20 protein-coding genes are annotated in these 22,196 nt (G+C 67.3%); 9 read left to right on the top strand and 11 right to left on the bottom strand.

What is annotated here, in order from left to right:
- Positions 1-8: 8 nt before the first annotated feature.
- A complete protein-coding gene (locus FIV50_RS15295; protein ID WP_140038170.1) occupies positions 9-1,634 on the top strand; it encodes an SLC13 family permease in 1,626 nt (541 codons plus the stop codon).
- Positions 1,635-1,801: 167 nt separating this feature from the next.
- Here FIV50_RS15295 and FIV50_RS15300 read toward each other — a convergent pair whose 3' ends face one another.
- The 5 genes from FIV50_RS15300 to nrdH are packed head-to-tail and all read right to left on the bottom strand — an operon-like array spanning position 1,802 to position 5,939.
- Positions 1,802-2,053: a hypothetical protein gene (locus tag FIV50_RS15300; protein ID WP_140038171.1), complete on the bottom strand. Its 252-nt coding sequence runs from the start codon at positions 2,051-2,053 to the stop codon at positions 1,802-1,804.
- A 30-nt stretch (positions 2,054-2,083) separates the two neighbouring features.
- On the bottom strand, positions 2,084-3,064 hold the full coding sequence (nrdF, locus tag FIV50_RS15305) for a class 1b ribonucleoside-diphosphate reductase subunit beta (RefSeq protein WP_056313503.1): 981 nt from the start codon (positions 3,062-3,064) through the stop codon (positions 2,084-2,086).
- 32 nt (positions 3,065-3,096) lie between these two features.
- On the bottom strand, positions 3,097-5,217 hold the full coding sequence (gene nrdE / locus FIV50_RS15310; protein ID WP_056313740.1) for a class 1b ribonucleoside-diphosphate reductase subunit alpha: 2,121 nt from the start codon (positions 5,215-5,217) through the stop codon (positions 3,097-3,099).
- Positions 5,218-5,237: 20 nt separating this feature from the next.
- The gene (gene nrdI, locus FIV50_RS15315; RefSeq protein ID WP_056313504.1) at positions 5,238-5,699 is read right to left on the bottom strand and encodes a class Ib ribonucleoside-diphosphate reductase assembly flavoprotein NrdI; all 462 of its coding nucleotides are present in this window, start codon (positions 5,697-5,699) and stop codon (positions 5,238-5,240) included.
- A gap of 6 nt (positions 5,700-5,705) precedes the next feature.
- Positions 5,706-5,939 carry a glutaredoxin-like protein NrdH gene (gene nrdH, locus FIV50_RS15320; protein ID WP_017828869.1) on the bottom strand — a complete coding sequence of 78 codons (234 nt, stop codon included), beginning with the start codon at positions 5,937-5,939 and terminating at the stop codon, positions 5,706-5,708.
- A 389-nt stretch (positions 5,940-6,328) separates the two neighbouring features.
- Between nrdH and FIV50_RS15325 the strand changes: the two genes are divergently transcribed.
- The 6 genes from FIV50_RS15325 (at position 6,329) to FIV50_RS15350 (ending at position 12,356) form a co-directional block, all read left to right on the top strand.
- Positions 6,329-7,537: an MFS transporter gene (locus FIV50_RS15325; RefSeq protein WP_181164240.1), complete on the top strand. Its 1,209-nt coding sequence runs from the start codon at positions 6,329-6,331 to the stop codon at positions 7,535-7,537.
- Entirely contained in the window at positions 7,534-8,448 is a 915-nt protein-coding gene (locus tag FIV50_RS15330; RefSeq protein WP_140038172.1) for a sugar kinase, read from the top strand. The genes FIV50_RS15325 and FIV50_RS15330 overlap by 4 nt, the downstream gene beginning before the upstream one ends.
- A gap of 44 nt (positions 8,449-8,492) precedes the next feature.
- On the top strand, positions 8,493-9,251 hold the full coding sequence (locus tag FIV50_RS15335) for an alpha/beta fold hydrolase (RefSeq protein ID WP_140038173.1): 759 nt from the start codon (positions 8,493-8,495) through the stop codon (positions 9,249-9,251).
- On the top strand, positions 9,248-10,408 hold the full coding sequence (locus FIV50_RS15340) for an acyl-CoA dehydrogenase family protein (protein ID WP_140038174.1): 1,161 nt from the start codon (positions 9,248-9,250) through the stop codon (positions 10,406-10,408). Before FIV50_RS15335 ends, FIV50_RS15340 begins: the two co-directional genes overlap by 4 nt.
- An 89-nt stretch (positions 10,409-10,497) precedes the next feature.
- Positions 10,498-10,965, top strand: a complete 468-nt coding sequence (locus tag FIV50_RS15345; RefSeq protein ID WP_140038175.1) for an Lrp/AsnC family transcriptional regulator — start codon at positions 10,498-10,500, stop codon at positions 10,963-10,965.
- On the top strand, positions 10,962-12,356 hold the full coding sequence (locus FIV50_RS15350) for an aspartate aminotransferase family protein (protein ID WP_140038176.1): 1,395 nt from the start codon (positions 10,962-10,964) through the stop codon (positions 12,354-12,356). Before FIV50_RS15345 ends, FIV50_RS15350 begins: the two co-directional genes overlap by 4 nt.
- Before the next feature lie 134 nt (positions 12,357-12,490).
- On the opposite strand, the gene FIV50_RS15355 is transcribed toward FIV50_RS15350, so the two are convergent.
- Complete coding sequence (locus FIV50_RS15355) at positions 12,491-14,029, bottom strand: PucR family transcriptional regulator (protein WP_258184301.1); 1,539 nt, start codon at positions 14,027-14,029, stop codon at positions 12,491-12,493.
- Positions 14,030-14,127: 98 nt separating this feature from the next.
- Between FIV50_RS15355 and FIV50_RS15360 the strand changes: the two genes are divergently transcribed.
- Both FIV50_RS15360 and FIV50_RS15365 read left to right on the top strand, forming a co-directional pair.
- Entirely contained in the window at positions 14,128-15,612 is a 1,485-nt protein-coding gene (locus FIV50_RS15360) for a CoA-acylating methylmalonate-semialdehyde dehydrogenase (RefSeq protein WP_140038177.1), read from the top strand.
- Positions 15,613-15,635: 23 nt separating this feature from the next.
- A complete protein-coding gene (locus tag FIV50_RS15365) occupies positions 15,636-17,024 on the top strand; it encodes an aspartate aminotransferase family protein (RefSeq protein WP_140038178.1) in 1,389 nt (462 codons plus the stop codon).
- A 21-nt stretch (positions 17,025-17,045) separates the two neighbouring features.
- Here the strand turns inward: FIV50_RS15365 and FIV50_RS15370 are convergent, their stop codons facing one another.
- The 5 genes from FIV50_RS15370 to FIV50_RS15390 are packed head-to-tail and all read right to left on the bottom strand — an operon-like array spanning position 17,046 to position 22,066.
- The gene (locus tag FIV50_RS15370) at positions 17,046-17,774 is read right to left on the bottom strand and encodes a FadR/GntR family transcriptional regulator (RefSeq protein ID WP_140038179.1); all 729 of its coding nucleotides are present in this window, start codon (positions 17,772-17,774) and stop codon (positions 17,046-17,048) included.
- A 34-nt stretch (positions 17,775-17,808) separates the two neighbouring features.
- Positions 17,809-18,588, bottom strand: a complete 780-nt coding sequence (locus FIV50_RS15375) for a 3-oxoacyl-ACP reductase (RefSeq protein ID WP_140038180.1) — start codon at positions 18,586-18,588, stop codon at positions 17,809-17,811.
- Between the two features lie 31 nt (positions 18,589-18,619).
- A complete protein-coding gene (locus tag FIV50_RS15380; RefSeq protein WP_140038181.1) occupies positions 18,620-19,981 on the bottom strand; it encodes an aldehyde dehydrogenase family protein in 1,362 nt (453 codons plus the stop codon).
- Positions 19,978-20,730, bottom strand: coding sequence for a gamma-glutamyl-gamma-aminobutyrate hydrolase family protein (locus tag FIV50_RS15385; protein ID WP_140038182.1), 753 nt, complete (start codon positions 20,728-20,730; stop codon positions 19,978-19,980). Before FIV50_RS15385 ends, FIV50_RS15380 begins: the two co-directional genes overlap by 4 nt.
- Positions 20,711-22,066 (bottom strand): glutamine synthetase family protein, encoded by a 1,356-nt coding sequence (locus FIV50_RS15390; RefSeq protein ID WP_140038183.1) that lies wholly within the window; start codon positions 22,064-22,066, stop codon positions 20,711-20,713. The genes FIV50_RS15385 and FIV50_RS15390 overlap by 20 nt, the downstream gene beginning before the upstream one ends.
- Positions 22,067-22,196: the final 130 nt, after the last annotated feature.

Here is a 22,196-nt window from a genome sequence, read left to right on the forward strand (position 1 = left end):
AGTTCGTTATGACATCCGTCAAAGATTCCGCATCCTCATCCCAGGGTGCGCGCCCCCGCACCGACGTCAACAAGGTACTGATGTCGGGAAAGACCTATCGCAGCCTCGGGCAGCAGACCCTTACCCCTGGTGAGCTGCGATTCGAACGAGGACGACAGACGCTGGGACTTTTCCTCGCGCCCGCCGTCGCCATTGTCATGTGGTTCGTGCCGCTCGGAATTGATCGCACGCAGCAAGAACTCGCGGCCGTACTGCTGGCAGTGATCGTTCTCTGGCTATGCGAGTCCGTTCCGATTCCGGTTGCCGGATTGATGGGCATCGCTGGCATCGCTCTGACAGGGGTGGCTCCGGCGTCCGAGGTGCTCGCACCGTTGGGCTCGACGACTGTCCTCACTTTCATCGGTGCATTCATCCTCGCTCAGGCGATGCTGAAGCACGGAGTCGCCAGGCGACTCGCGTTCTTTGTCCTCTCCCTCCCGGGCGTGGGGAAGTCAACGACTCGCATCATCATCGCGTTCGGCGTCATCACTTGCATTCTGTCCGCCTTCGTGTCGAACACCGCGACCGTCGCGATGCTGATGCCGACGGCGCTCGGCATCCTCGCGGTGATCTCCGGCCTGATGCAGGAGCGCGGCATCGTCCGGTCGGACTTCGACCCGCTCCGACTGCGCGTCGGCGCAGCGCTCATGCTCATGCTCGCCTACTCCGCGAGCGTAGGCGGACTCATGACACCAATCGGTGCGCCCCCGAACCTCATCGGACGCGGTCTCATCGAAGAACTCACAGGCACCACCATCAGCTTCGCCCAGTGGGCCGTCGCGGCCATCCCGATCACCATAGGCATGTTCGTCGTCCTCGCCGTCGTCCTTCTCCTACTCAACCGACCCGAGGTGCGGCGAATAGAGGGCGTCGAGGAATATGTGAAGCAGCAACGTCTCGAACACGGCCGCATCAGCCGCGCCGAGTGGAACACGATCATTGCGTTCGCTTTGACGGTAATTCTTTGGTTCCTCCCTTCGCTGGTCGGTCTCTTCGCGGGCACAGAGTCCGAGATCTACCTGTTCCTCGACGAGCGTTTGAACGAGGGAATCGTTGCGGTCGTCGGCGCAGCGCTCCTGTTCGTGTTGCCGACGAACTGGCGAAAGCGCAAGGCGACTCTTACCTGGTCTGACGCGACCAAGATCGACTGGGGAACCATTCTGCTCTTCGGCACCGGAATCATCTTCGGTGCGATGCTCAGCGCGAGCGGGCTCGCAGAGACTATCGGCGAAGGGCTGTTCAGCACCTTCGGGGTCACGAGCGCAGTAGCGCTGACTGCTCTCGCTGTGGGCCTCGCCATCCTGATCTCCGAGACAACCAGCAACACTGCGTCGGCGGCGGTCGTCGTCCCTATCGTCGTGCCACTCGCCGCTGCAGCAGGGGTTGATCCAGTCGTCCCTGCCCTCGCAGCAACATTCGCGGCCTCCTTCGGATTCATGTTGCCAGTCTCCACACCGCAGAACGCCATCGTCTACGGGTCTGGATGCGTCCCGATCACCCGGATGTTGCGCAGCGGAATCTCCTTCGACATCCTCGGCGGTCTACTGATCGTGCTACTCCTCCCGCTTACCGCTGCACTGGCAGGTATCGGATAACGGATGGCGCCCTAGCCCGAAGGGCATCGTCACCAACGAGATTCGCAGCAGTCAGAGACCACGGCTTCGTACTTGCGAAGATGCTTGTCATCTGTGAATGCGCCGCGATGAAGGCCCCCGCCGCGAGACGGGGGCCTTCAGGTTGCTTGCGCTGAGAGTTCGCGACGTCAGGCGCGAGCATCCGGGTCGAAGAGAATCACCGTCTGGCCAGGGCCCACCTGACGCATCTTGGGAAGTGCCGTCTTCGCGCCCGTGACGCAGTCGATGCCAGTGCCAGTCGCCGGACACTTGTACTGGAACGTCTGATCCTGGGTGGTATTCATCGCGATGTGATAACCGCCGTAGCTGAAGCGGTAAAACGGGGCTCGACCAGCTTGAATGGCCTCTACGCCGAGCTCGTCTGCACCGAGCCTTGGCATCCGCCCCCTTCGCATTCTTAAGCGTGTGACTCAGAAGTCCCAGTCGTCGTCTTCCGTGGCCTCAGCCTTGCCGATGACGTAGGAGGAGCCAGAGCCCGAGAAGAAGTCGTGGTTCTCGTCGGCGTTCGGCGAGAGCGCCGACAGGATCGCCGGGTTCACGTTCGTGACGGTCGAGGGGAACATCGCTTCGTAGCCGAGGTTCATCAGCGCCTTGTTGGCGTTGTAGTGCAGGAACTTCTTGACGTCTTCGGTCAGGCCGACTCCGTCGTAGAGATCCTGCGTGTACTGCACCTCGTTGTCGTAGAGCTCGAACAGCAGGTTGAAGGTGTAGTCCTTCAGCTCCTGGCGACGCTCTTCGGTCTCTTTCTCGAGACCCTTCTGGAACTTGTACCCGATGTAGTACCCGTGCACGGCCTCGTCACGGATGATGAGGCGGATCAGGTCGGCCGTGTTCGTCAGCTTCGCCTTCGACGACCAGTAGATCGGCAGGTAGAAGCCCGAGTAGAACAGGAACGACTCGAGCAGCGTCGAGGCGATCTTGCGCTTGAGCGGGTCGTCGCCCTGGTAGTAATCCATGATGATCTGAGCCTTCTTCTGAAGGTTCGGATTCTCGGTCGACCAGCGGAACGCCTCGTCGATCTCCTTCGTCGACGCGAGCGTCGAGAAGATCGAGGAGTAGCTCTTCGCGTGCACCGACTCCATGAACGCGATGTTGGTGTACACCGCCTCCTCGTGAGGGGTGATCGCATCCGGGATCAGCGAGACGGCGCCGACGGTTCCCTGGATCGTGTCGAGAAGGGTCAGGCCTGTGAAGACGCGCATCGTGAGCAGCTGCTCGTCGGGCGTCAGCGTGTTCCACGACTGGATGTCGTTCGACAGCGGCACCTTCTCGGGCAGCCAGAAGTTGTTCACCAGACGGTTCCAGACCTCGAGGTCCTTGTCGTCGATGATGCGGTTCCAGTTGATCGCCTGAACCTCGGCAACCAGCTTGATCGGGGGGTGAGGAGTCATGTCTTCGTCGTTTCTCGTATTCAGTGACGGGATCAGAGCATGCAGGAGACGCACTCGGCCATGTCGGTGCCCTCCAGAGCCATCTGACGCAGACGGATGTAGTAGATCGTCTTGATGCCCTTGCGCCATGCGTAGATCTGAGCCTTGTTGATGTCACGCGTCGTAGCGGTGTCCTTGAAGAACAGCGTCAGCGACAGGCCCTGGTCGACGTGCTGGGTGGCGGCGGCGTAGGTGTCGATGACCTTCTCGTAGCCGATCTCGTATGCGTCCTGGTAGTACTCCAGGTTGTCGTTCGTCATGAACGGCGCCGGGTAGTAGACGCGGCCGAGCTTGCCTTCCTTGCGGATCTCGATCTTCGACGCGATCGGGTGGATCGACGACGTCGAGTTGTTGATGTACGAGATCGAGCCGGTCGGCGGCACCGCCTGCAGGTTCTGGTTGTAGATGCCGTGCTCCTGGATCGACGACTTCAGCGCCACCCAGTCGGCCTGCGTCGGGATGTGCTTGCCGGCGAAGAGCTCCTTGACCTTGTCGGTCTCGGGCTCCCAGGCGCGCTCGATGTACTTGTCGAAGAACTCCCCCGACGCGTACGTCGAGTCCTCGAAGCCGTCGAAGGCCTGCTTGCGCTCGATCGCGATGTTGTTCGAGGCGCGCAGCGCATGGAACAGCACCGTGTAGAAGTAGATGTTCGTGAAGTCGATACCCTCTTCGGAGCCGTAGTGCACGTGCTCACGAGCGAGGAAGCCGTGCAGGTTCATCTGGCCGAGGCCGATGGCATGCGAGCGGTCGTTGCCGTCTTCGATCGAGCGGACCGAGCGGATGTGGCTCTGGTCGCTGACCGCGCTCAGCGCACGGATGGCGGTCTCGACGGTCTGACCCAGATCATCGGCATCCATCGACAGCGCGATGTTCATCGAGCCGAGGTTGCAGGAGATGTCCTTGCCGATCTGGTCGTACGACAGGTCGTCGTTGTACGTGGTCGGCGTGTTCACCTGCAGGATCTCGCTGCAGAGGTTCGACATGTTGATGCGGCCCTTGATCGGGTTGGCCTTGTTCACCGTGTCCTCGAACATGATGTACGGGTAGCCCGACTCGAACTGGATCTCGGCGATGGTCTGGAAGAACTCGCGCGCGTTGATCTTGGTCTTCTTGATGCGCGGGTTGTCGACCATCTCGCGGTACTTCTCGGTGACCGAGATGTCGCCGAAGGGAACGCCGTAGACCTTCTCGACGTCGTACGGCGAGAAGAGGTACATGTCCTCGCCGTTCTTGGCGAGCTCGAACGTGATGTCCGGAACGACGACACCGAGCGACAGCGTCTTGATGCGGATCTTCTCGTCGGCGTTCTCACGCTTGGTGTCGAGGAAGCGCATGATGTCCGGGTGGTGCGCGTTGAGGTACACGGCGCCTGCACCCTGACGGGCTCCGAGCTGGTTGGCGTAGCTGAAGCTGTCTTCGAGGAGCTTCATCACGGGGATGATGCCCGAGGACTGGTTCTCGATCTGCTTGATCGGCGCACCGGCCTCGCGGATGTTCGAGAGCAGCAGCGCCACGCCGCCGCCGCGCTTGGAGAGCTGGAGGGCGGAGTTGATGCCGCGGGCGATCGACTCCATGTTGTCTTCGATGCGCAGCAGGAAGCAGCTGACGAGCTCGCCTCGCTGTGCCTTGCCCGAGTTGAGGAAGGTCGGGGTGGCGGGCTGGAAACGGCCGGAGATGATCTCCTCGACCAGGGCGACCGCGAGCTTCTCGTCGCCACCGGCGAGGCCGAGGGCCGTCATCACGACGCGGTCTTCGAAGCGCTCGAGGTAGCGCTTGCCGTCGAACGTCTTGAGCGTGTAGCTCGTGTAGTACTTGAAGGCACCGAGGAAGGTCTCGAAGCGGAACTTCTTGCCGTACGCGAGGTCGTTGAGCTCCTGGATGAACTCGAGCGAGTACTGCTCGATCACGGCCGGCTCGTAGTACTCCTTCTCGACCAGGTAGTCGAGGCGCTCCTTGAGCGAGTGGAAGAACACCGTGTTCTGGTTGACGTGCTGCAGGAAGTACTCACGTGCCGCCCGCTTGTCGGCGTCGAACTGGATCTTGCCGTTCGCGTCGTACAGGTTCAGCATCGCGTTGAGGGCGTGATAGTCCAGGCCCTCATAGGTCGGGTTCATCTTGAACGCCACCGTGTCGGTCACTGAGTCCGTTCCTGCCTGCTCGTCAACTGCGGTACCCACCGTCGCTCCAATCCGTCGCTCACGCGATCAACATCGTCTTGTGTGCCGAAGATCTCGAGCCGATACAAGTGAGGCACGTGGCACTTGCGGCTGATGATGTCACCGGCGAGACAGAAGGACTCGCCGAAGTTGGTGTTGCCCGCCGAGATCACTCCGCGGATGTGGCGCCGGTTTCGCTCGTCGTTGAGGAACCGGACCACCTGCTTGGGCACGGCACCTTTTTCGACGCCCCGCCCCTCACCCCCGCCATAGGTGGGGGTGACCAGCACGAAGGGCTCGTCGATGACGAGTTCTTCTTCGTTGCGGAGGAGTGGGATGCGTCGGGCCGGAAGCCCGAGCTTCTCGACGAAGCGCGCGGTGTTACCCGAGGCGCTCGAGAAGTAGACCAGGAGCGGCGCGGCGGTCGCGACGGCGCTCATGGCTCATTACGCCAGACGCGAGGCGAGCTCGTCGATCTTGTCGGGACGGAAGCCCGACCAGTGGCCCTCGTCGGTGACGACGACGGGCGCCTGCATGTAGCCGAGTGCCTTGACCTGCTCCAGGGCCGTCGGGTCCTCCGACAGGTCGAGGATTTCGTACTCGATGCCCTTGGCGTCGAGCGCGCGGTAGGTGGCGTTGCACTGAACGCAGGACGGCTTCGTGTAGACCGTGATCGACATCTTTTCGCTTCCCCTCACATCTCTGGCCTGCATCTGAATCAGGCTGTTTTCCGGTAGACCCTCACCGGGATCTCAATACTACATATAGGTACGGACATTCAGGGTGACCACTAGGGGTAGTAGTTACATACGTGTAGTTTTCCACCGCTCTCCACTGGTACAACACAGGTTCTCCACCGTTTCTTCCACAGGCTGAGGCCCCTCGGGAGCACCTCCGAACCGCGAGAAATCGCGGCTGGGAACGACCTGTGAGAGATCCATCCACAGGTCGGACGATACGGCCCACCTCCGACATCGGATTTTCTGTGGAAACTCGGTTTGGGCGTGTCGCGGCGTGTCGGGCATGAGCCGCTTCGACCGGCGTCCGCGGCTCCCGGTAGCGTTGACCCGTGGCGGGATATAACGACCTTCTTCGCACGCCCGGAGTGGCGCGCATGATCGCGGCACAGCTGACCGCTCGCTTCCCCAACGGGATGACCTCACTCGCGATCCTGCTGCACGTCGAACAGCAGACCGGCTCGTACGGCTCGGCCGGCCTGGTGCTCGCCGCGACCAGCGTCGGGCAGGCCGTCGCCGGCCCGATCACGAGTCGATGGATGGGTGCCTGGGGCATGCGCCGCGTGCTCACCCTCACTCTCGCCGTGTGCGTGATCGCCGTGCTCGGCCTCGCGCTCCTCCCCCTGAACGTCCCCGGCTACATGGCGCTGGGCATGATCGCCGGCCTCTCGACACCGCCGGTGCAGGCCGCCGTGCGCACCATCTATCCGAAGCTCGTGAACTCGAAGCAGCTCACCCCGCTGTTCTCCCTCGACGCCTCGCTGCAGGAGATCATCTGGGTCATCGCCCCGGTCGTGATCACTCTCGTGTCGACCCAGGTCGGCACCGCTGAGGGGCTCCTGCTCGTCGCCGTCGTGCTTGTCTGCGGCGGCGCGTGGTTCATCCTCTCTCCCGAGGTCGGCCGCGTGCGCATCCCGCGCAGTCGCAGCGCCCTCGGCAAGGTCGTGCTCAAGCCTCCGGTGCTGCTCGCCACCGTCATCGGGTTCCTGCTCATCGGCGCGTGCTCCGCGGTCGAGGTCGGCGTCGTCGCGACGTTCGAGCACGGCAGTCTGGCCGCAGGCCTCGTGCTCGCGGTGTTCGCCGTCGGCAGTCTGGCCGGCGGACTTTCGTTCGGGCACATCCCCATCGGCCCCTGGGCGATGGCCCGCCGCCTCACCATCGTCACGGTCGGCCTGGCGCTCACCATGTTCTCCCTCAACGAGTTCTGGCTCGGCGGCACGCTCATCGTCGCCGGCATCGGAGTCGCGCCGGCCCTCGCCGTGCTGTTCGCCATCACGACCGCGAGCGTCAAGTTCAGCGAGACCGCCGAGGCGTTCGGGTGGGCGGGCACCGGGCAGCTGATCGGCGCCGCGGCCGGCTCCGCCGTCGCCGGCTTCCTCGTCGATGCGACGGATCCGCGCGGCGCCTATCTCGCCGCGACGCTCTTCGCCGCGGCCGGACTCGTCGTCTCTATCGTCTTCGTCCGCTCCTTCCCCGATCTGCGTCATCGCGATGCGAGTCCTCACCCCGACACCGAACCCCTGGCGGTCACCCCTTCATGAGCTCTGCCCCCTCCCCCGCATCCGCCGCCCCCGAGGTCGTCTGCATCGGCGAGTCCATGGGACTCGTCACCGCCCTGGGCGCTCCGCTCGCAGAGACCGAGACGGCAGCACTGGGGCTGGCCGGCGCAGAGGGAAATGTCGCGGTCGGACTCGTCGCGGCGGGCCACCGGGCCGCCTGGGCCTCGCGCCTGGGGGACGATCCGATCGGCGTGCGCATCTCGACCGAACTCGCGCGACGCGGCGTCGAGCTCTGGGCGACGACGGATGCCGATGCTCCGACCGGTGTCATGTTCAAGGATCCGGGCACCGAGTCGTCGTCCGTCTACTACTACCGGCGCGGGTCGGCCGCGTCGCTGATGGCGCCGGGGTTCCTCGATGCCGCTCGACTCGCGGGCGTGCGCATCGTGCACACGACGGGCATCACCCCCGCGCTCTCCGCCTCCTGCCGCGCGATGGTCGAGCAGCTGTTCCTTGACGCGCGGACGGCCGGCGCACTCGTCTCGTTCGACGTCAACGACCGCAGGGCACTGTGGACGATGCAGGATGCGGCCGAGACGCTGACCCGCCTCGCGGATGCCGCCGACATCGCCTTCGTCGGGCGCGACGAGGCCGAACGCATCTGGGGCACCACGACTCCAGACGAGATCCGCGCACACCTTCCGCACTGCGGGCTGCTCATCGTGAAGGACGGCGACATCGGAGCGACCGCGTTCCACGGCGATGACGAGCCGGTGTTCGTGCCTGCCCCTCGGGTCGAGGTCGTCGAGCCGGTGGGTGCCGGTGACGCCTTCGCCGCAGGGTTCCTCGCCGCGACGCTCGAGGGCGCGGCACTCGCCGAGCGGCTCTCGGCCGGCCACACGGCGGCGGCGCGCGTGCTGACCACGCACGGCGACCTGCCACCGCAGGTCTGACCGCCGCCGACCTCACCCGCACGACCCGGTCGTAGGCTTGCTGCATGCCCGCACCGCTCACGCTGCCTCGCATCTCCTGGGGTGAACCGACGTCAGACCGCCGGGTGCTCCTCGTGCACGGCCTCGGCTCGTCCGCCGCTCTCATGTGGCGAGTGGGCACGGCCCTCGCCGACGCCGGATGGCATGCGACCGCCGTCGATCTGCGCGGCCACGGCGACGCCCCGCGGGCCCTCGACTACTCGGTCGCCGCCTACGCGGCAGATCTCGTCGCGACCGAACCCGACGGCGGCGGCTCGTGGGATGCCGTGATCGGCCACTCGCTCGGCGGCGCTGCCGGCACGGCGGCCGCAGCATCCGCTCCCGAGTGGACCCGCCGCCTGGTGCTGCTCGACCCGGCGATCCTGGTCGACGGCCGCGATGCCGCGATCGTGCGCCGGAGCCAGGAGCGCGCCTTCGCCGACAACAGGGTCGAGCTGGTGCAGCAGGAGCATCCGCACTGGCATCCGCAGGACTGGGAGCTCAAGGTCGATGCCGTGCACCGGGCGAGCGCGTGGGCCGTCGAGCAGACGAGTGCGCAGAACACTCCCTGGGATGTCACGGCGGATGCCGCGCGACTGACCGTCCCCACCCATGTGATCGCGTCGGATCCCGCGGTCTACAGCATCTTCACCGGCGATGTCGCCGCCGCGGTTCTCGCCTCGAACCCCCTCGTCACGATGTCGGTCGTCGAGGGAGCCGGGCATTCACTGCACCGCGACAAGCCCGAAGAGACCGTCCGACAGCTGAGAGAGGCCCTCGCGTGAGCACGTTCGACCCGACCGCGTATCTTCCCGACGACCTCATCGAGCGCATCCGCGAGCGGGCTCCGATCCACGACAGCGAGAACACGTTCCCCGAACAGGATCTCGACGAGCTGCGCGACGCCGGCTACCTGTCGATCCTCGTTCCCGCCGACCGCGGGGGCGCGGGTCTCGGGCTCGCCGAGGCTGCGACCCTGCAGCAGCGCCTCGCGACCGCCGCCCCCGCGACGGCGCTCGCGATCAACATGCACCTCGTGTGGACGGGCGTCGCCAAGGTCTTCTCCGACCGCGGAGTGCCCGGCCTCGAGTTCGTGCAGGACGGCGCGGTGGCCGGCGAGGTCTTCGCGTTCGGCATCAGTGAGGGCGGCAACGACCTGGTGCTGTTCGGCAGCGACACCGATGCCGTGCCCACCGCTGACGGCGGCTACGCCTTCACCGGCACGAAGATCTTCACCTCGCTCGCGCCGGTCTGGACGAAGCTCGGACTGCACGGACTCGACACCACGAGCGCCGACGCCCCGAAGCTCGTCTTCGCCTTCGTCGACCGCACCGATGCGGTCGTCACGGGTGACGACTGGGACACCCTCGGCATGCGGGGCACCCAGAGCCGCACGACCCGACTCGACGCTGCCACGGCGGATGCCGCACACGTGGTGCGCCGCATCGATCCGGGCCCCAACCCCGACCCCATCGTCTTCGGCATCTTCTCGGTCTTCGAGATCCTGCTCGCCTCGGTCTACACGGGTATCGCCCGACGCGCACTCGACCTCGCCGTGCTCGCCGCGCAGAAGCGCCGCTCGAAGAAGACCGGTGCCGCGTACAGCCAGGACCCCGACATCCGCTGGCGCATCGCCGACATGGGCCTCGCGTACGACGCCCTTCCTCCGCAGATCGCCACGCTCGCGCGCGATGTCGACGAGAAGGTCGACAACGGCGCCCGGTGGTTCACCCTGCTCTCGGGCGTCAAGCACCGGGCGATCTCGATGTCGAAGCACGTCGTCGACCAGGCGATGCTGGTCGCCGGCGGTGGCTCGTACTTCTCCTCGAACGAGCTGTCGCGGCTCTACCGTGATGTGCTCGCAGGGGCCTTCCACCCGTCCGACCCCGAGTCGGCGCACTCCACCGCGGCGAGCGCCTGGCTCGGTCCGCTGGATTCCTGACCGCGATATTCTGCGGTTTGCCCGGGTGCGACTGCAGTAAATCTGCGAAATCGGTTGAAGAGCGCTCGCTCCGGTGCGAGGATCGCATCATGACGTCCTCGAAGAAGCACCCCCCGTTGGATGATGTCGCCAAGACGATCATCGAGCTGCTGCAGGAGGACGGGCGACGCTCGTACTCCGACATCGGCAGAGAGGTCGGCCTGAGCGAGGCAGCCGTGCGCCAGCGCGTGCAGCGTCTCACCGAGTCCGGCGTGATGCAGATCGTCGCGGTGACCGATCCGATGCAGCTGGGCTTCGCCCGGCAGGCCATGATCGGCATCCGCGTCTCGGGCGACACTCGCGTGGTCGCCGAGGCGATCGCCGAGATCGCCGCGATCGACTACGTGGTGATCACGGTCGGCTCATTCGACATCCTCGCCGAGGTCGTCTGCGAGGACGACGAAGACCTCCTCGCCCTCATCAACGACCACATCCGCCCGATCGACGGGGTGCTGTCGACCGAGACCTTCATCTACGCCAAGCTGCAGAAGCAGCTCTACAACTGGGGGACCAGATGAGCACGCAACGCACGACTCCGTCCGAGGCCGAACTGCAGGCCATGGCCAAGGACCACCTGTGGATGCACTTCACACGGCAGTCGACCATGGAGAAGAGCGGTGTGCCGATCATCGTCAAGGGCGACGGCCACCGCATCTGGGACTCGAAGGGCAAGGAGTACTTCGACGGTCTCGCCGGGCTCTTCGTCGTGAACGCCGGCCACGGGCGCCGGCGGCTTGCCGAGGCCGCAGCGAAGCAGGCATCCGAGCTGTCGTTCTTCCCGCTGTGGTCGTATGCGCACCCCGCGGCCATCGAGCTCGCAGATCGCCTGGCCGATGAGGCACCCGGCGACCTCAACCGCGTGTTCTTCTCGACCGGAGGCGGCGAGGCGGTCGAGACCGCGTTCAAGCTCGCGAAGCACTACTGGAAGCTGATGGGCAAGCCCACCAAGCACAAGGTCATCTCGCGCTCGGTCGCCTACCACGGCACCCCGCAGGGTGCGCTGGCCATCACCGGCATCCCGGCGATGAAGTCGATGTTCGAGCCCGTCACGCCCGGCGGTTTCCGGGTTCCGAACACCAACTTCTACCGAGCAGCCGAGATGGGTGGCCCGAGCGACGACCTCGAGGCCTTCGGGCGCTGGGCCGCCGACCGCATCGAGGAGATGATCCTGTTCGAGGGCGCAGACACGGTCGCCGCTGTCTTCCTCGAGCCGGTGCAGAACTCGGGCGGATGCTTCCCGCCGCCTCCCGGATACTTCGCCCGGGTGCGCGAGATCTGCGACCGGCACGACGTGCTGCTCGTCTCCGACGAGGTCATCTGCGCGTTCGGCCGCCTCGGCCACACCTTCGCGTGCACCGGTCTCGGCTACGTGCCCGACATGATCACGTGCGCCAAGGGCATGACCAGCGGCTACTCGCCGATCGGTGCGACCGTCATCAGCGACCGCATCTACGAGCCGTTCTCAAAGGGCGACGTGTCGTTCCCGCACGGGTACACGTTCGGCGGACACCCCGTCTCGGCGGCGGTCGCTCTCGAGAACCTCGCCATCTTCGACGAAGAGGGCCTCAACGAGCGGGTGCGCGAGAACTCGCCCCTGTTCCGAGCCGAGCTCGAGACCCTGCTCGACCTGCCCATCGTCGGCGACGTCCGCGGCGACGGCTACTTCTTCGGCATCGAGCTCGTGAAAGACAAGGCGACGCGCGAGACGTTCGACGACGACGAGTCCGAGCGGCTGCTGCGCGGCTTCCTCTCGCCCGCACTGTTCGAGGCCGGGCTCTACTGCCGCGCCGACGACCGCGGAGACCCCGTGATCCAGCTGGCTCCGCCGCTCACGGTGGGCCCCGCCGAGTTCCGCGAGATCGGGCAGATCCTGCGCAGCGTGCTCACCGACGCGCAGTCGGTGCTCTGACACTCGCTCCGGGGGCGACAGGTTCTTTGACGCCCGCTTCGGGGGCCGACACACCAGACGTCGAACGCGCCGCGCACGCGCGTCCGACATGTGGCGTGTCGGCCCCCGAAGTGTCGCGATGTCCGGAGAAGGGTTCAGGCGGATGCCGCGGTGCGCCGCCGCGCGAGCAGGGCCAGGTGCAGCGCCGCGATCGTCTCGCCGTCGTCGAGGTCGGCACCCAGCAGATCGCCGATCAGGGTGAGACGCTGATAGAACACAGACCGCGACAGGTGACTCGCTGCCGCCGCCGCCGAGCGGTTGCCCGGGTGGGCGACGAGAGCCGCGAGCACGTCGAGCAGGTCACCTCGGCGCTCCTGGTCATGGCGGATCAGCGGTGCCAGCATCCGCTCGCTGTGCTCGTGCAGTCGGCGGTCGTCGCGCAGCGTGGCGACAAGGCGTTCGAGCGGGCGATCATCGACGCGACGCACCCTCGCCCCCGCCTCGGCCCTGTCGCTGTCGGCGAGGTCGCGTGCGGCGCGCAGCGAGGCGAGCAGGCCGATGACGTCGTCGGCGACGGGTCCCACGAAGACGGCGCGATCGGGGCCGGCGATGCGCAGCAGCACCTCGTCGGACAGCACCGCGGATGCCGACAGCGAGAGCAGCGCGACGTCGTCGTCGTCCACGCGGGAGGCGACCACGGCGAAGCCCGCCTGCCGTGCGCGATACGCGAGTTCACTGATCGACGCCGTGCCCCGGGCGACGATCCCGTGGCACTGGCGCCCCGCGAGCGCGAATCCTCCTGCGCGCAGGCGGGCGTCGATGTCGTCTGCCCTGGCGAACCGCGCGCCGAGCAGGTCGTCGATCACGGCCCGCTGTGCGAGCAGCGACCATTCCGCGTCACCGCCGTCGGCGATGCAGCCGAACGCGAGTGCCGTCGCCCCCTGCTCGAGCACGGTGACGCGGCCGGCGGGATGTGCGGGGCCGGGAAGCGCGAGAAGCGCACCCCAGCGCACTCCTCTCGCCTGCACGGGAACCTGCTCGGCGCCGCCCCGCCGGTCGAGCACCTCGGCGATCGGCATCCCGAGACCCTCGGCGGCGATCACCTCGCGCGCGAGATTCTCGAGGATCACCGGCGCACCGAGAGCCCTGGCGGTCTCGGAGACCACGACATCGGCGGGCGCCCCCTGCAGGCTCAGCGCGGTGAACAGCTCGTGCAGATGCTGTCGCTCGTGCAGCGCCTGCGTCTGCGCGGCGATCAGGGCGTGGTGCACGGACTCGGTCACGGCGACGAACTTCACCTCGCGGGTGAGGGCGACGAGGGCGAGACCCACCGTCGCGCAGACGTCGATGACCGGCTGCGGCACGGCTGGGCGGGCCGCACTCAGCTCGAAGACGATCCCGGCGGTGCCCGCTCGATGCAGGCTCGACGCGAAGGTGCGCAGCTCTCCGTCGTCATACGGCCATCCGGCACCCGTCGTCAGCAGCAGCTCACCGCCGTCGAGCAGACGCGCGACGCCGACACTGTCGGAGACGTGCACCCACCGCACCGCGGCATCCAATGCCCCACCTCCGACGAGCACGTCGGGCTCGCCGGCCTGCACCGCGGGCTCGGCCAGTACGTCGGCGACCGTGAGATGGATGCCCAGCGTCGGACGATCTGTCCGGCCACGGCTGATCTCGCTACGTTCTGACACCGGATCAGCCTCTCTCGCTCTGTGATCATGGGAGGAAGCCAGCGTATCGAACCCCGGTCAGAGTGTTCGATGCGGATCACGCACTGCGAGGGAGTCCCGTGGACATCGTCCGTCACATCATCAATGGAGCAGAGACCGCCGAGGCGGCGCGCACGGGTCAGGTCTTCGACCCCGCCACCGGACAGGTGACCAAGCAGGTCGCCTTCGCCTCGACGGCCGAGGTCGATCAGGCGATCGCCGCCGCGGCATCCGCTCTGCCCGCGTGGCGCGAGACGAGCCTCATCAAGCGCGCCGACGTGTTCTTCCGCCTACGTCAGCTGCTCAAGGAGCGCACGCCCGAGCTCGCCGCGATCGTCACGTCGGAGCACGGCAAGGTGCTCTCGGATGCCGCGGGCGAGGTCTCGCGCGGCATCGAGAACGTCGAGTTCGCCGCCGGTCTCGTGCACCTGCTCAAGGGTGAGCGCAGCGAGCAGGTGTCGCGCGGCGTCGACGTGCACTCGGTCAAGCAGCCCGTCGGCGTGGTCGCCGCGATCACCCCGTTCAACTTCCCGGTGATGGTGCCGCTGTGGATGGTCGCGTCGGCGATCGCGTGCGGCAACACCGTGGTGCTCAAGCCCAGTGAGAAGGATCCGTCGGCCTCGGTCTGGCTCGCGAAGCTCTTCCAGGAGGCGGGCCTTCCCGACGGCGTGCTCAATGTCGTGCACGGCGACAAGGAAGCCGTCGATGCGCTGCTCGAGTCACCGCGGGTGAACGCGATCAGCTTCGTGGGCTCGACCCCGATCGCCCGGTCGATCTACCAGCGGGCCTCGGCTGCGGGCAAGCGCGTGCAGGCGCTCGGCGGCGCGAAGAACCACATGGTCGTGATGCCGGATGCCGACATCGACGCCGCGGCCGACGCCGCCGTCTCGGCCGCCTACGGTTCGGCCGGAGAACGCTGCATGGCCGTGTCGGTGCTGGTCGCGGTCGGCGACATCGCCGACGACCTGGTCGCAGCCATCGCCTCGCGCATCGAGGGCCTGACGATCGGTGCGGGCACGGATGCCGCGAGCGAGATGGGTCCGCTCATCACGCGCGAGCACCGCGACCGCGTCGCCTCGTACGTCACCGGAGCCGCCGCAGAGGGCGCGACGGTCGTGGTCGACGGCACGACGACGCAGTTCGACTCGGAGGGCTTCTTCATCGGAGTCAGCCTGATCGATCAGGTCGCTCCGGGGATGAAGGTCTACGACGACGAAATCTTCGGCCCGGTGCTCTCGGTGGTTCGCGTCGAGACGTACGCCGAGGCCGTCGAGCTCGTCAACGCCAACGCATACGGCAACGGCACTGCCATCTTCACGCGCGACGGCGGCACCGCCCGTCAGTACGAGTTCGACATCGAGGTCGGCATGGTCGGCGTCAACGTGCCGATCCCCGTGCCGATCGGCGCCTACTCGTTCGGCGGCTGGAAGGACTCCCTGTTCGGCGACTCGCACATCTACGGCCCCGAGTCGGTGCACTTCTACACTCGGTCGAAGGTGGTCACCACGCGCTGGCCCGACCACACGCCCTCGCAGATCGACCTGGGCTTCCCGAGCAACCACTGAACGCTCAGAGAGAGACACGAGACATGACGAACTTCACCGACCGCCATGGCGCATCGCATTCGCTTCCCGCCCCCGAGGCCGAGGCGCAGGTGCGGGCGGATGACCGTGGCCACGTCTTCCATTCCTGGAGCGCGCAGGGTCTGATCGATCCGCTTCCTGTCGCCGCGGGCGAGGGCTCGACGTTCTGGGACTACGCCGGCAACGCGTACCTCGACTTCTCGAGCCAGCTCGTGAACCTGAACCTCGGGCACCAGCATCCTGATCTCGTGGCGGCGATCCAGCAGCAGGCCGGTCGCCTCTCGACGATCCAGCCGGCCATGGCCAACGACGTGCGGGGCGAGCTCGCCCGGCTCATCGTCGAGGTCGCGCCCGAAGGCTTCGAGAAGGTGTTCTTCACGAACGGCGGCGCCGAGGCCAACGAGTACGCGGTGCGCATGGCCCGCCAGTCGACCGGTCGGCACAAGGTGCTCTCGATGTACCGCAGCTACCACGGCTCCACGTCGACCGCCATCTCGCTGACGGGCGATCCTCGCCGGTGGGCCAACGGCACCCCCGACGCGGGCGCCGTGCGCTTCTTCGGGCCGTACCTCTACCGCTCGCCGTTCCACGCCGAGACGCCGGAGCAGGAGTCCGAGCGCGCGCTCGCCCACCTCGAGCAGACGATCCAGCTCGAGGGACCCGCGACGATCGCCGCGATCATCATCGAGACCGTCGTCGGCACGAACGGCGTGCTCGTGCCGCCGCCCGGCTACCTGCAGGGCGTGCGCGAGCTGTGCGATCGCTACGGCATCGTCTACATCGCCGACGAGGTCATGGTCGGCTTCGGCCGCCTCGGCGAGTGGTTCGGCATCGATGCCTACGACGGTCGCCCCGACCTCATCACCTTCGCCAAGGGTGTGAACTCGGGGTACGTGCCGCTCGGCGGCGTCGTGATCTCCGAGCGCATCGCGCGCGCCTTCGACACCACGCCGTTCGCCGGCGGCCTCACGTACTCGGGCCACCCGCTCGCGTGCGCCGCCGGTGTCGCGACCTTCGAGGTGTTCCGCCGCGACGGCATCCTCGAGCGCGTGCGCGACCTCGGCGAGCGCATCGTCGAACCCACCCTGCGCCGCTGGGTCGACACCCACCCGAGCGTCGGAGAGGTGCGGGGTCGCGGTCTGTTCTGGGCCGTCGAGCTCGTGCGCGACAAGCAGACGCGCGAGCCGCTGGTGCCGTTCAACGCGAGCGGAGCGGATGCTGCGCCTGTCGCCGCGTTCGCCGCCGCCGCGAAGAAGGCCGGCGTCTGGCCGTTCACGCACTTCAACCGCATGCACGTGGCGCCGCCGCTCGTGATCAGCGAGGACGATCTGGTGCGCGGTCTCACCGTGCTCGACGAGGCTCTCGCCGTCGCCGACGAGGCAGCCACGAGCTGACCCTCCCGCTGCTGCGCGGGTTCAGATCAGGAATCCGCGCAGCAGCGCTTCAGACCCGGCGAGGTGATCGCGCATCGCAGCCTCGGCGACGTCGGGGCGCCCGGCCAGGATCGCCGTGACGATGCGCTCGTGCTGCTCGCCCGAGTGCTGGATGTTCCTGGGCATCAGAGGGAACGTGTCGAGCCACGCGTTGACATCCGCCCGGTTCTCGGCGACCAGCGCGACGAGCGACGGGATGCCGGCGGCCTCGGCGATCGCGAGGTGCAGCAGGGTGTCGAGGCGGCGGTACTCCTCTGGGCCAGCCGGAAGCGCGGCCTCGTGCCGTGCCCACAGGTCGGCGCGCGTCGCCGCATCCAGAGTGCGACCCGCAGCCGCACGCACGGCGCCGGTCTCGAGCACCCGGCGAAGGCCCAGCACGTCGTCGATCTCGGCGGCGGTCACCGCACCGGCATCCGATGGCTGCGGCAACGGGTCCGCGACGAACGTGCCGCCGTACCGACCGCGCTTGGGCACCAGGTACCCGGTGTCCGCGAGCTCGCGGATCGCCTCGCGCACCGTGTCGCGGCTCACTCCGAAGGATGCCGCGAGCTCGCGCTCGGGTGGCAGCGACTCCCCCGGCGCGACCACGCCGAGACGGATGGTCTGCACGAGGCGAGCGACCGCATCCTCGAGGGCGTTGCCCCGGCGCAGCGGACGGTAGACCGCCCGGCGCACCCCGACGAGATCGCCGTCGGAAGGGTGCTCGCTCATGCTTCTCAGCCTGTCACAGCGACATGATCCCGCTTCACAGCGGGGTGACGTAGGCGTTGGTGATGCCGCCGTCGACGACGAAGGCACTGGCGGTGATGAACGATGAGTCGTCCGAGGCGAGGAAGGCCACGGCCGCCGCCAGCTCCGACGGTTCGGCGAAGCGCCCCATCGGCACGTGCACGAGTCGGCGCTGCGCGCGCTCGGGATCTTTCGCGAAGAGCTCCTGCAGCAGCGGGGTGTTCACCGGTCCGGGGCACAGCGCGTTGACGCGCACACCCTGCCGGGCGAACTGCACGCCGAGTTCGCGCGACATCGCGAGCACGCCGCCCTTCGACGCGGTGTAGCTGATCTGCGAGGTCGCCGAGCCCAGCAGCGCCACGAAGGAGGCCGTGTTGATGATCGACCCTCGACCTGCCGGCACCATGTGACGAAGCGCGGCGCGGCTGCACAGGTACACGCTCTTGAGGTTCACGTCCTGCACGCGATCCCAGGCCGGCAGCTCGGTCGTCTCGATCGAGTCGTCGTCGGCGGGCGAGATCCCGGCGTTGTTGAACGCGATGTCGATGCGTCCGAACTCGGCGGCGACCCCGTCGAAGAGCGTGTTGACCATGGCCTCGTCGGCGACGTCGACCGGGCGGAACACGCCGCCCACCTCGGCCGCTGCCGCTTCGCCCGTGGCGGGGTCGACGTCGGCGATGACGACGAACGCGCCCTCGGCGGCGAAGCGCTGGGCGGTGGCGAAGCCGATTCCACTCGCGCCACCCGTGATGATGGCGACGCGGTCCTTGAGGCGCTGGGTCAGATCGATGGTCATGTGTGTTCTCCGTTGCAGGGTGGTGAGCGGGTCAGGATTCGTCGGTCGCGAAGAAGACGTTCTTGGTCTCGGTGAAGTGCTCGGCGGCATCGGGCCCGAGCTCGCGCCCGAGACCGGATGCCTTCATGCCGCCGAACGGCGTCGCGTACCGAACCGACGAGTGCGAGTTCACCGACAGCACGCCGCTCTGCACCCCGCGCGACACACGCACGGCGCGGCCGAGGCTCTCGGTCCAGATCGAGCCGGCGAGACCGTAGGCGGTGTCGTTCGCCAAGCGGATCGCGTCGGCCTCGTCCTCGAACGGCATCACCGCGACGACCGGGCCGAACACCTCCTGCTGGGCGATGCGGTCGGAGGGATCGGCGAGCACCACGGCGGGCGCGAACCAGAATCCGTCGCCGCTCGGAGCGCTGCCGCGGAACGCGATGTTCGCGTCGTCCAGGAACCCCGACACCGTGTCGCGGTGCGCGGCCGAGATGAGCGGCCCCATGTCGGTGTCGGCGCTCGACGGGTCACCCACTCGCCAGGCGGCGACAGCCGGTTCGAGCATCTCGAGGAACCGGTCGTACACCGACCGCTGCACGAGCAGCCGACTGCGGGCGCAGCAGTCCTGCCCCGCGTTGTCGAACACCGACCCCGGAACCGCCGCGACCGCCTTCTCGAGATCGGCATCCGCGAAGACGATGTTGGCGCTCTTGCCGCCGAGCTCCAGCGTGACGGGTTTGAGCGCTCTGGCGCAGCCGGCGGCGACCTCGATGCCGACCTCCGTCGACCCGGTGAACACGACCTTGCGGACATCCGGATGCTCGACGAGCCGCTGCCCGACGACCGAGCCAGAGCCTGTGACGACCTCGAAGAGTCCTTCGGGGAGGCCCGCCTCGAGGGCGAGCTCGCCCAGGCGGATGGCCGTGAGTGGCGTGAGCTCGGCGGGCTTGAGCACCACCGCGTTGCCCGCGGCGAGCGCCGGCGCGAACGCCCAAGCGGCGATCGTCATCGGGAAGTTCCACGGCACGATCACGCCGACCACGCCGTACGGATCATGGAAGGTGACGTCGAGTCCGCCGGCCACCGGGATCTGCCGGCCCGACAGCCGCTCGGGGTCGGCCGAGTAGTAGTTGAGCACCTGGGCGACATGGCCCGCCTCCCACCGGGCGGACCCGATCGGATGCCCGGAGTTCAGCACCTCGAGCTGAGCGAGTTCTTCGACCGCGGCCTCGACGGCGCGCGCGAACGCGCGCAGCGCATCGGCTCGAGCGACCGGGGCCAGCGCCGCCCATCGGCGCTGCGCCGCGACGGCGCGCGCGATCGCGGCATCCGTCTCTCCGATGTCGGCTCTGGCGATCTCGCGGATCGCCGCTCCGGTCGACGGGTTGATGACTGTGAACGCGCTCATCGGGCGTCCTCCTTCCGCCGCGCGGCGAACGCACGGGCCTGTGAGACGAGATCTGTGAAGAGACGCCGGTCTTCGGCGTTCTCCTCGGGGTGCCACTGCACGCCGACGATGTGACCCGCCGAGGTGTCGACAAAAGCCTGCACGAGGCCGTCGTCGGAGTGCGCCGCAGCGACGAGTCCGTCGCCGAGACGATCGACGCCCTGGTGGTGGTAGCTGTGCACGCGCATCTCGGTCTCGCCGATGATCTCGGCGAGCGGGGTGTCGGTCGACACCTCGACGTCGTTCTCGGCGAAGACACCGCCGCCGATGCGGTACTTCTCGGTGCCGAGCGACTCGGGCAGGTGCTGCTGCAGGGTGCCGCCGCGGGCGACGTTCACGAGCTGCAGACCGCGGCAGATCGCGAGCACCGGGACGCCGCGGCGCTCCGCCGCCTGGAACAGCGCGAGTTCCCACGCATCGCGATCGACCCTGGCGGGGTCGGTGAGCGGATGCCTGTCCTCGCCGTACAGCTCGGGGGCGACGTCCGCCCCGCCGGAGAGCACGAGGCCGTGCATGCCCGAGATGGCCGCATCTGCAGCATCCGGATCCTGTGGCGGAAGAAGAAGTGCGATGCCGCCGACGGAGGTCACGCTCGTGAGGTACTGCTCGGGCAGGAACGCCGCTCGCACATCCCACACCCCCTGCTTCGCGCGCTCGAGATACGTGGTGACGCCGATCAGCGGCGCGGGGTCAGAGTCGCTCGAAGCCACGGATGCGCTCCCAGTCGGTGACGGCCGCGTCGTAGGCCTCGACCTCGATGCGGGCCTGGTTCAGATAGTGCTCGACCACGTCGTCGCCGAACGCGGCCCGCGCGATGGTCGACTCGCTGAAGAGCTTCGCCGCCTCGCGCAGAGTGGTGGGCAGGTGGTCGACCGCGTCCTCATAGGCGTTGCCGGTGAACCGCTCGGGCAGCGGGAGTTCGTTCTCGATGCCGTACAGGCCGCCCGCGATGATCGCCGAGATGGCGAGGTAGGGGTTCACGTCTCCGCCGGGCACCCGGTTCTCGACGCGCAGTCCCGATCCATGGCCGACCACCCGCAGAGCGCAGGTGCGGTTGTCGATGCCCCACGCGACTCCGGTCGGTGCGAAGCTGCCCTTCGCGAAGCGCTTGTACGAGTTGATGTTCGGTGCGAGCAACAGGGTGAACTCCCGCAGGGTCGCGAGGATGCCGGCGATCCAGTGCTCCATGACGGGGCTGAAGCCGTGCTCGCCGTCGCCCGCCATGACCGGAGCACCCGACTCGTCGCGCAGCGACAGATGGATGTGGCAGCTGTTTCCCTCACGCTCATTGAACTTGGCCATGAACGTGAGCGCCTTGCCGTGCTGCTCAGCGATCTCCTTCGCACCGTTCTTGTAGATCGCATGCTGGTCGGCGGTCTCGCGCACCTCCGCATAGCGGAACGCGATCTCCTGCTGACCGAAGTTGCACTCGCCCTTCACGCCCTCGCAATAGAGCCCCGCGCCGTCCATGCTGTTGCGGATGTCGCGCAGCAGCGGCTCCATGCGGGTCGAGGCGAGCAGGTTGTAATCGACGTTGTAGTCGGTCGCGGGCGTCAGCCCCTCGTACTTGCGCGCCCACGCGTCGCGATACGTGTCGTCGAAGACGATGAACTCGAGCTCGGTGCCTGAGTAGGCGGTCCAGCCCCGCTCGGCGAGGCGGTCGCGCTGGCGGTCGAGGATCGCGCGGGGCGACGGCCCGACCGGCTCGCCGTTCTGCCACACCAGATCGGCCATGACCAGCGCGGTGCCGTCGAGCCACGGGATGTTGCGCATCGTCTCGACGTCGGGCTTGAGCACCATGTCGCCGTAGCCGCGATCCCAGCCCGACATCGCGTAGCCGTCGACGGTGTTCATGTCGACGTCGACCGAGAGCAGATAGTCGCAGGCCTCCGCGCCGTGGGCCAGGATGTCCTCCTGGAACAGCCGCGCCGACACACGCTTGCCGACCAGTCGACCCTGCGCGTCGGCGAAGGCCACGATCACCGTGTCGATCTCGCCGGCGGCGATGCCGGCATCCAGCTGTTCGATGCTCAGGTTGCCCGCCATCTGACGCTCCGTTCTCGTGCTGTAAAGCGATCGGCCGACCGGCTTCGCCCTCAGAGTAGATCACCTTGCGGTTTAAAGGTAGACGAAACCACCATTGAATGTCACAATCATCCGCAAGGTGCACCCGGCG

The organism is Microbacterium foliorum, assembly GCF_006385575.1.
In the GTDB taxonomy this organism is placed as follows: Bacteria; Actinomycetota; Actinomycetes; order Actinomycetales; family Microbacteriaceae; genus Microbacterium; species Microbacterium foliorum_B.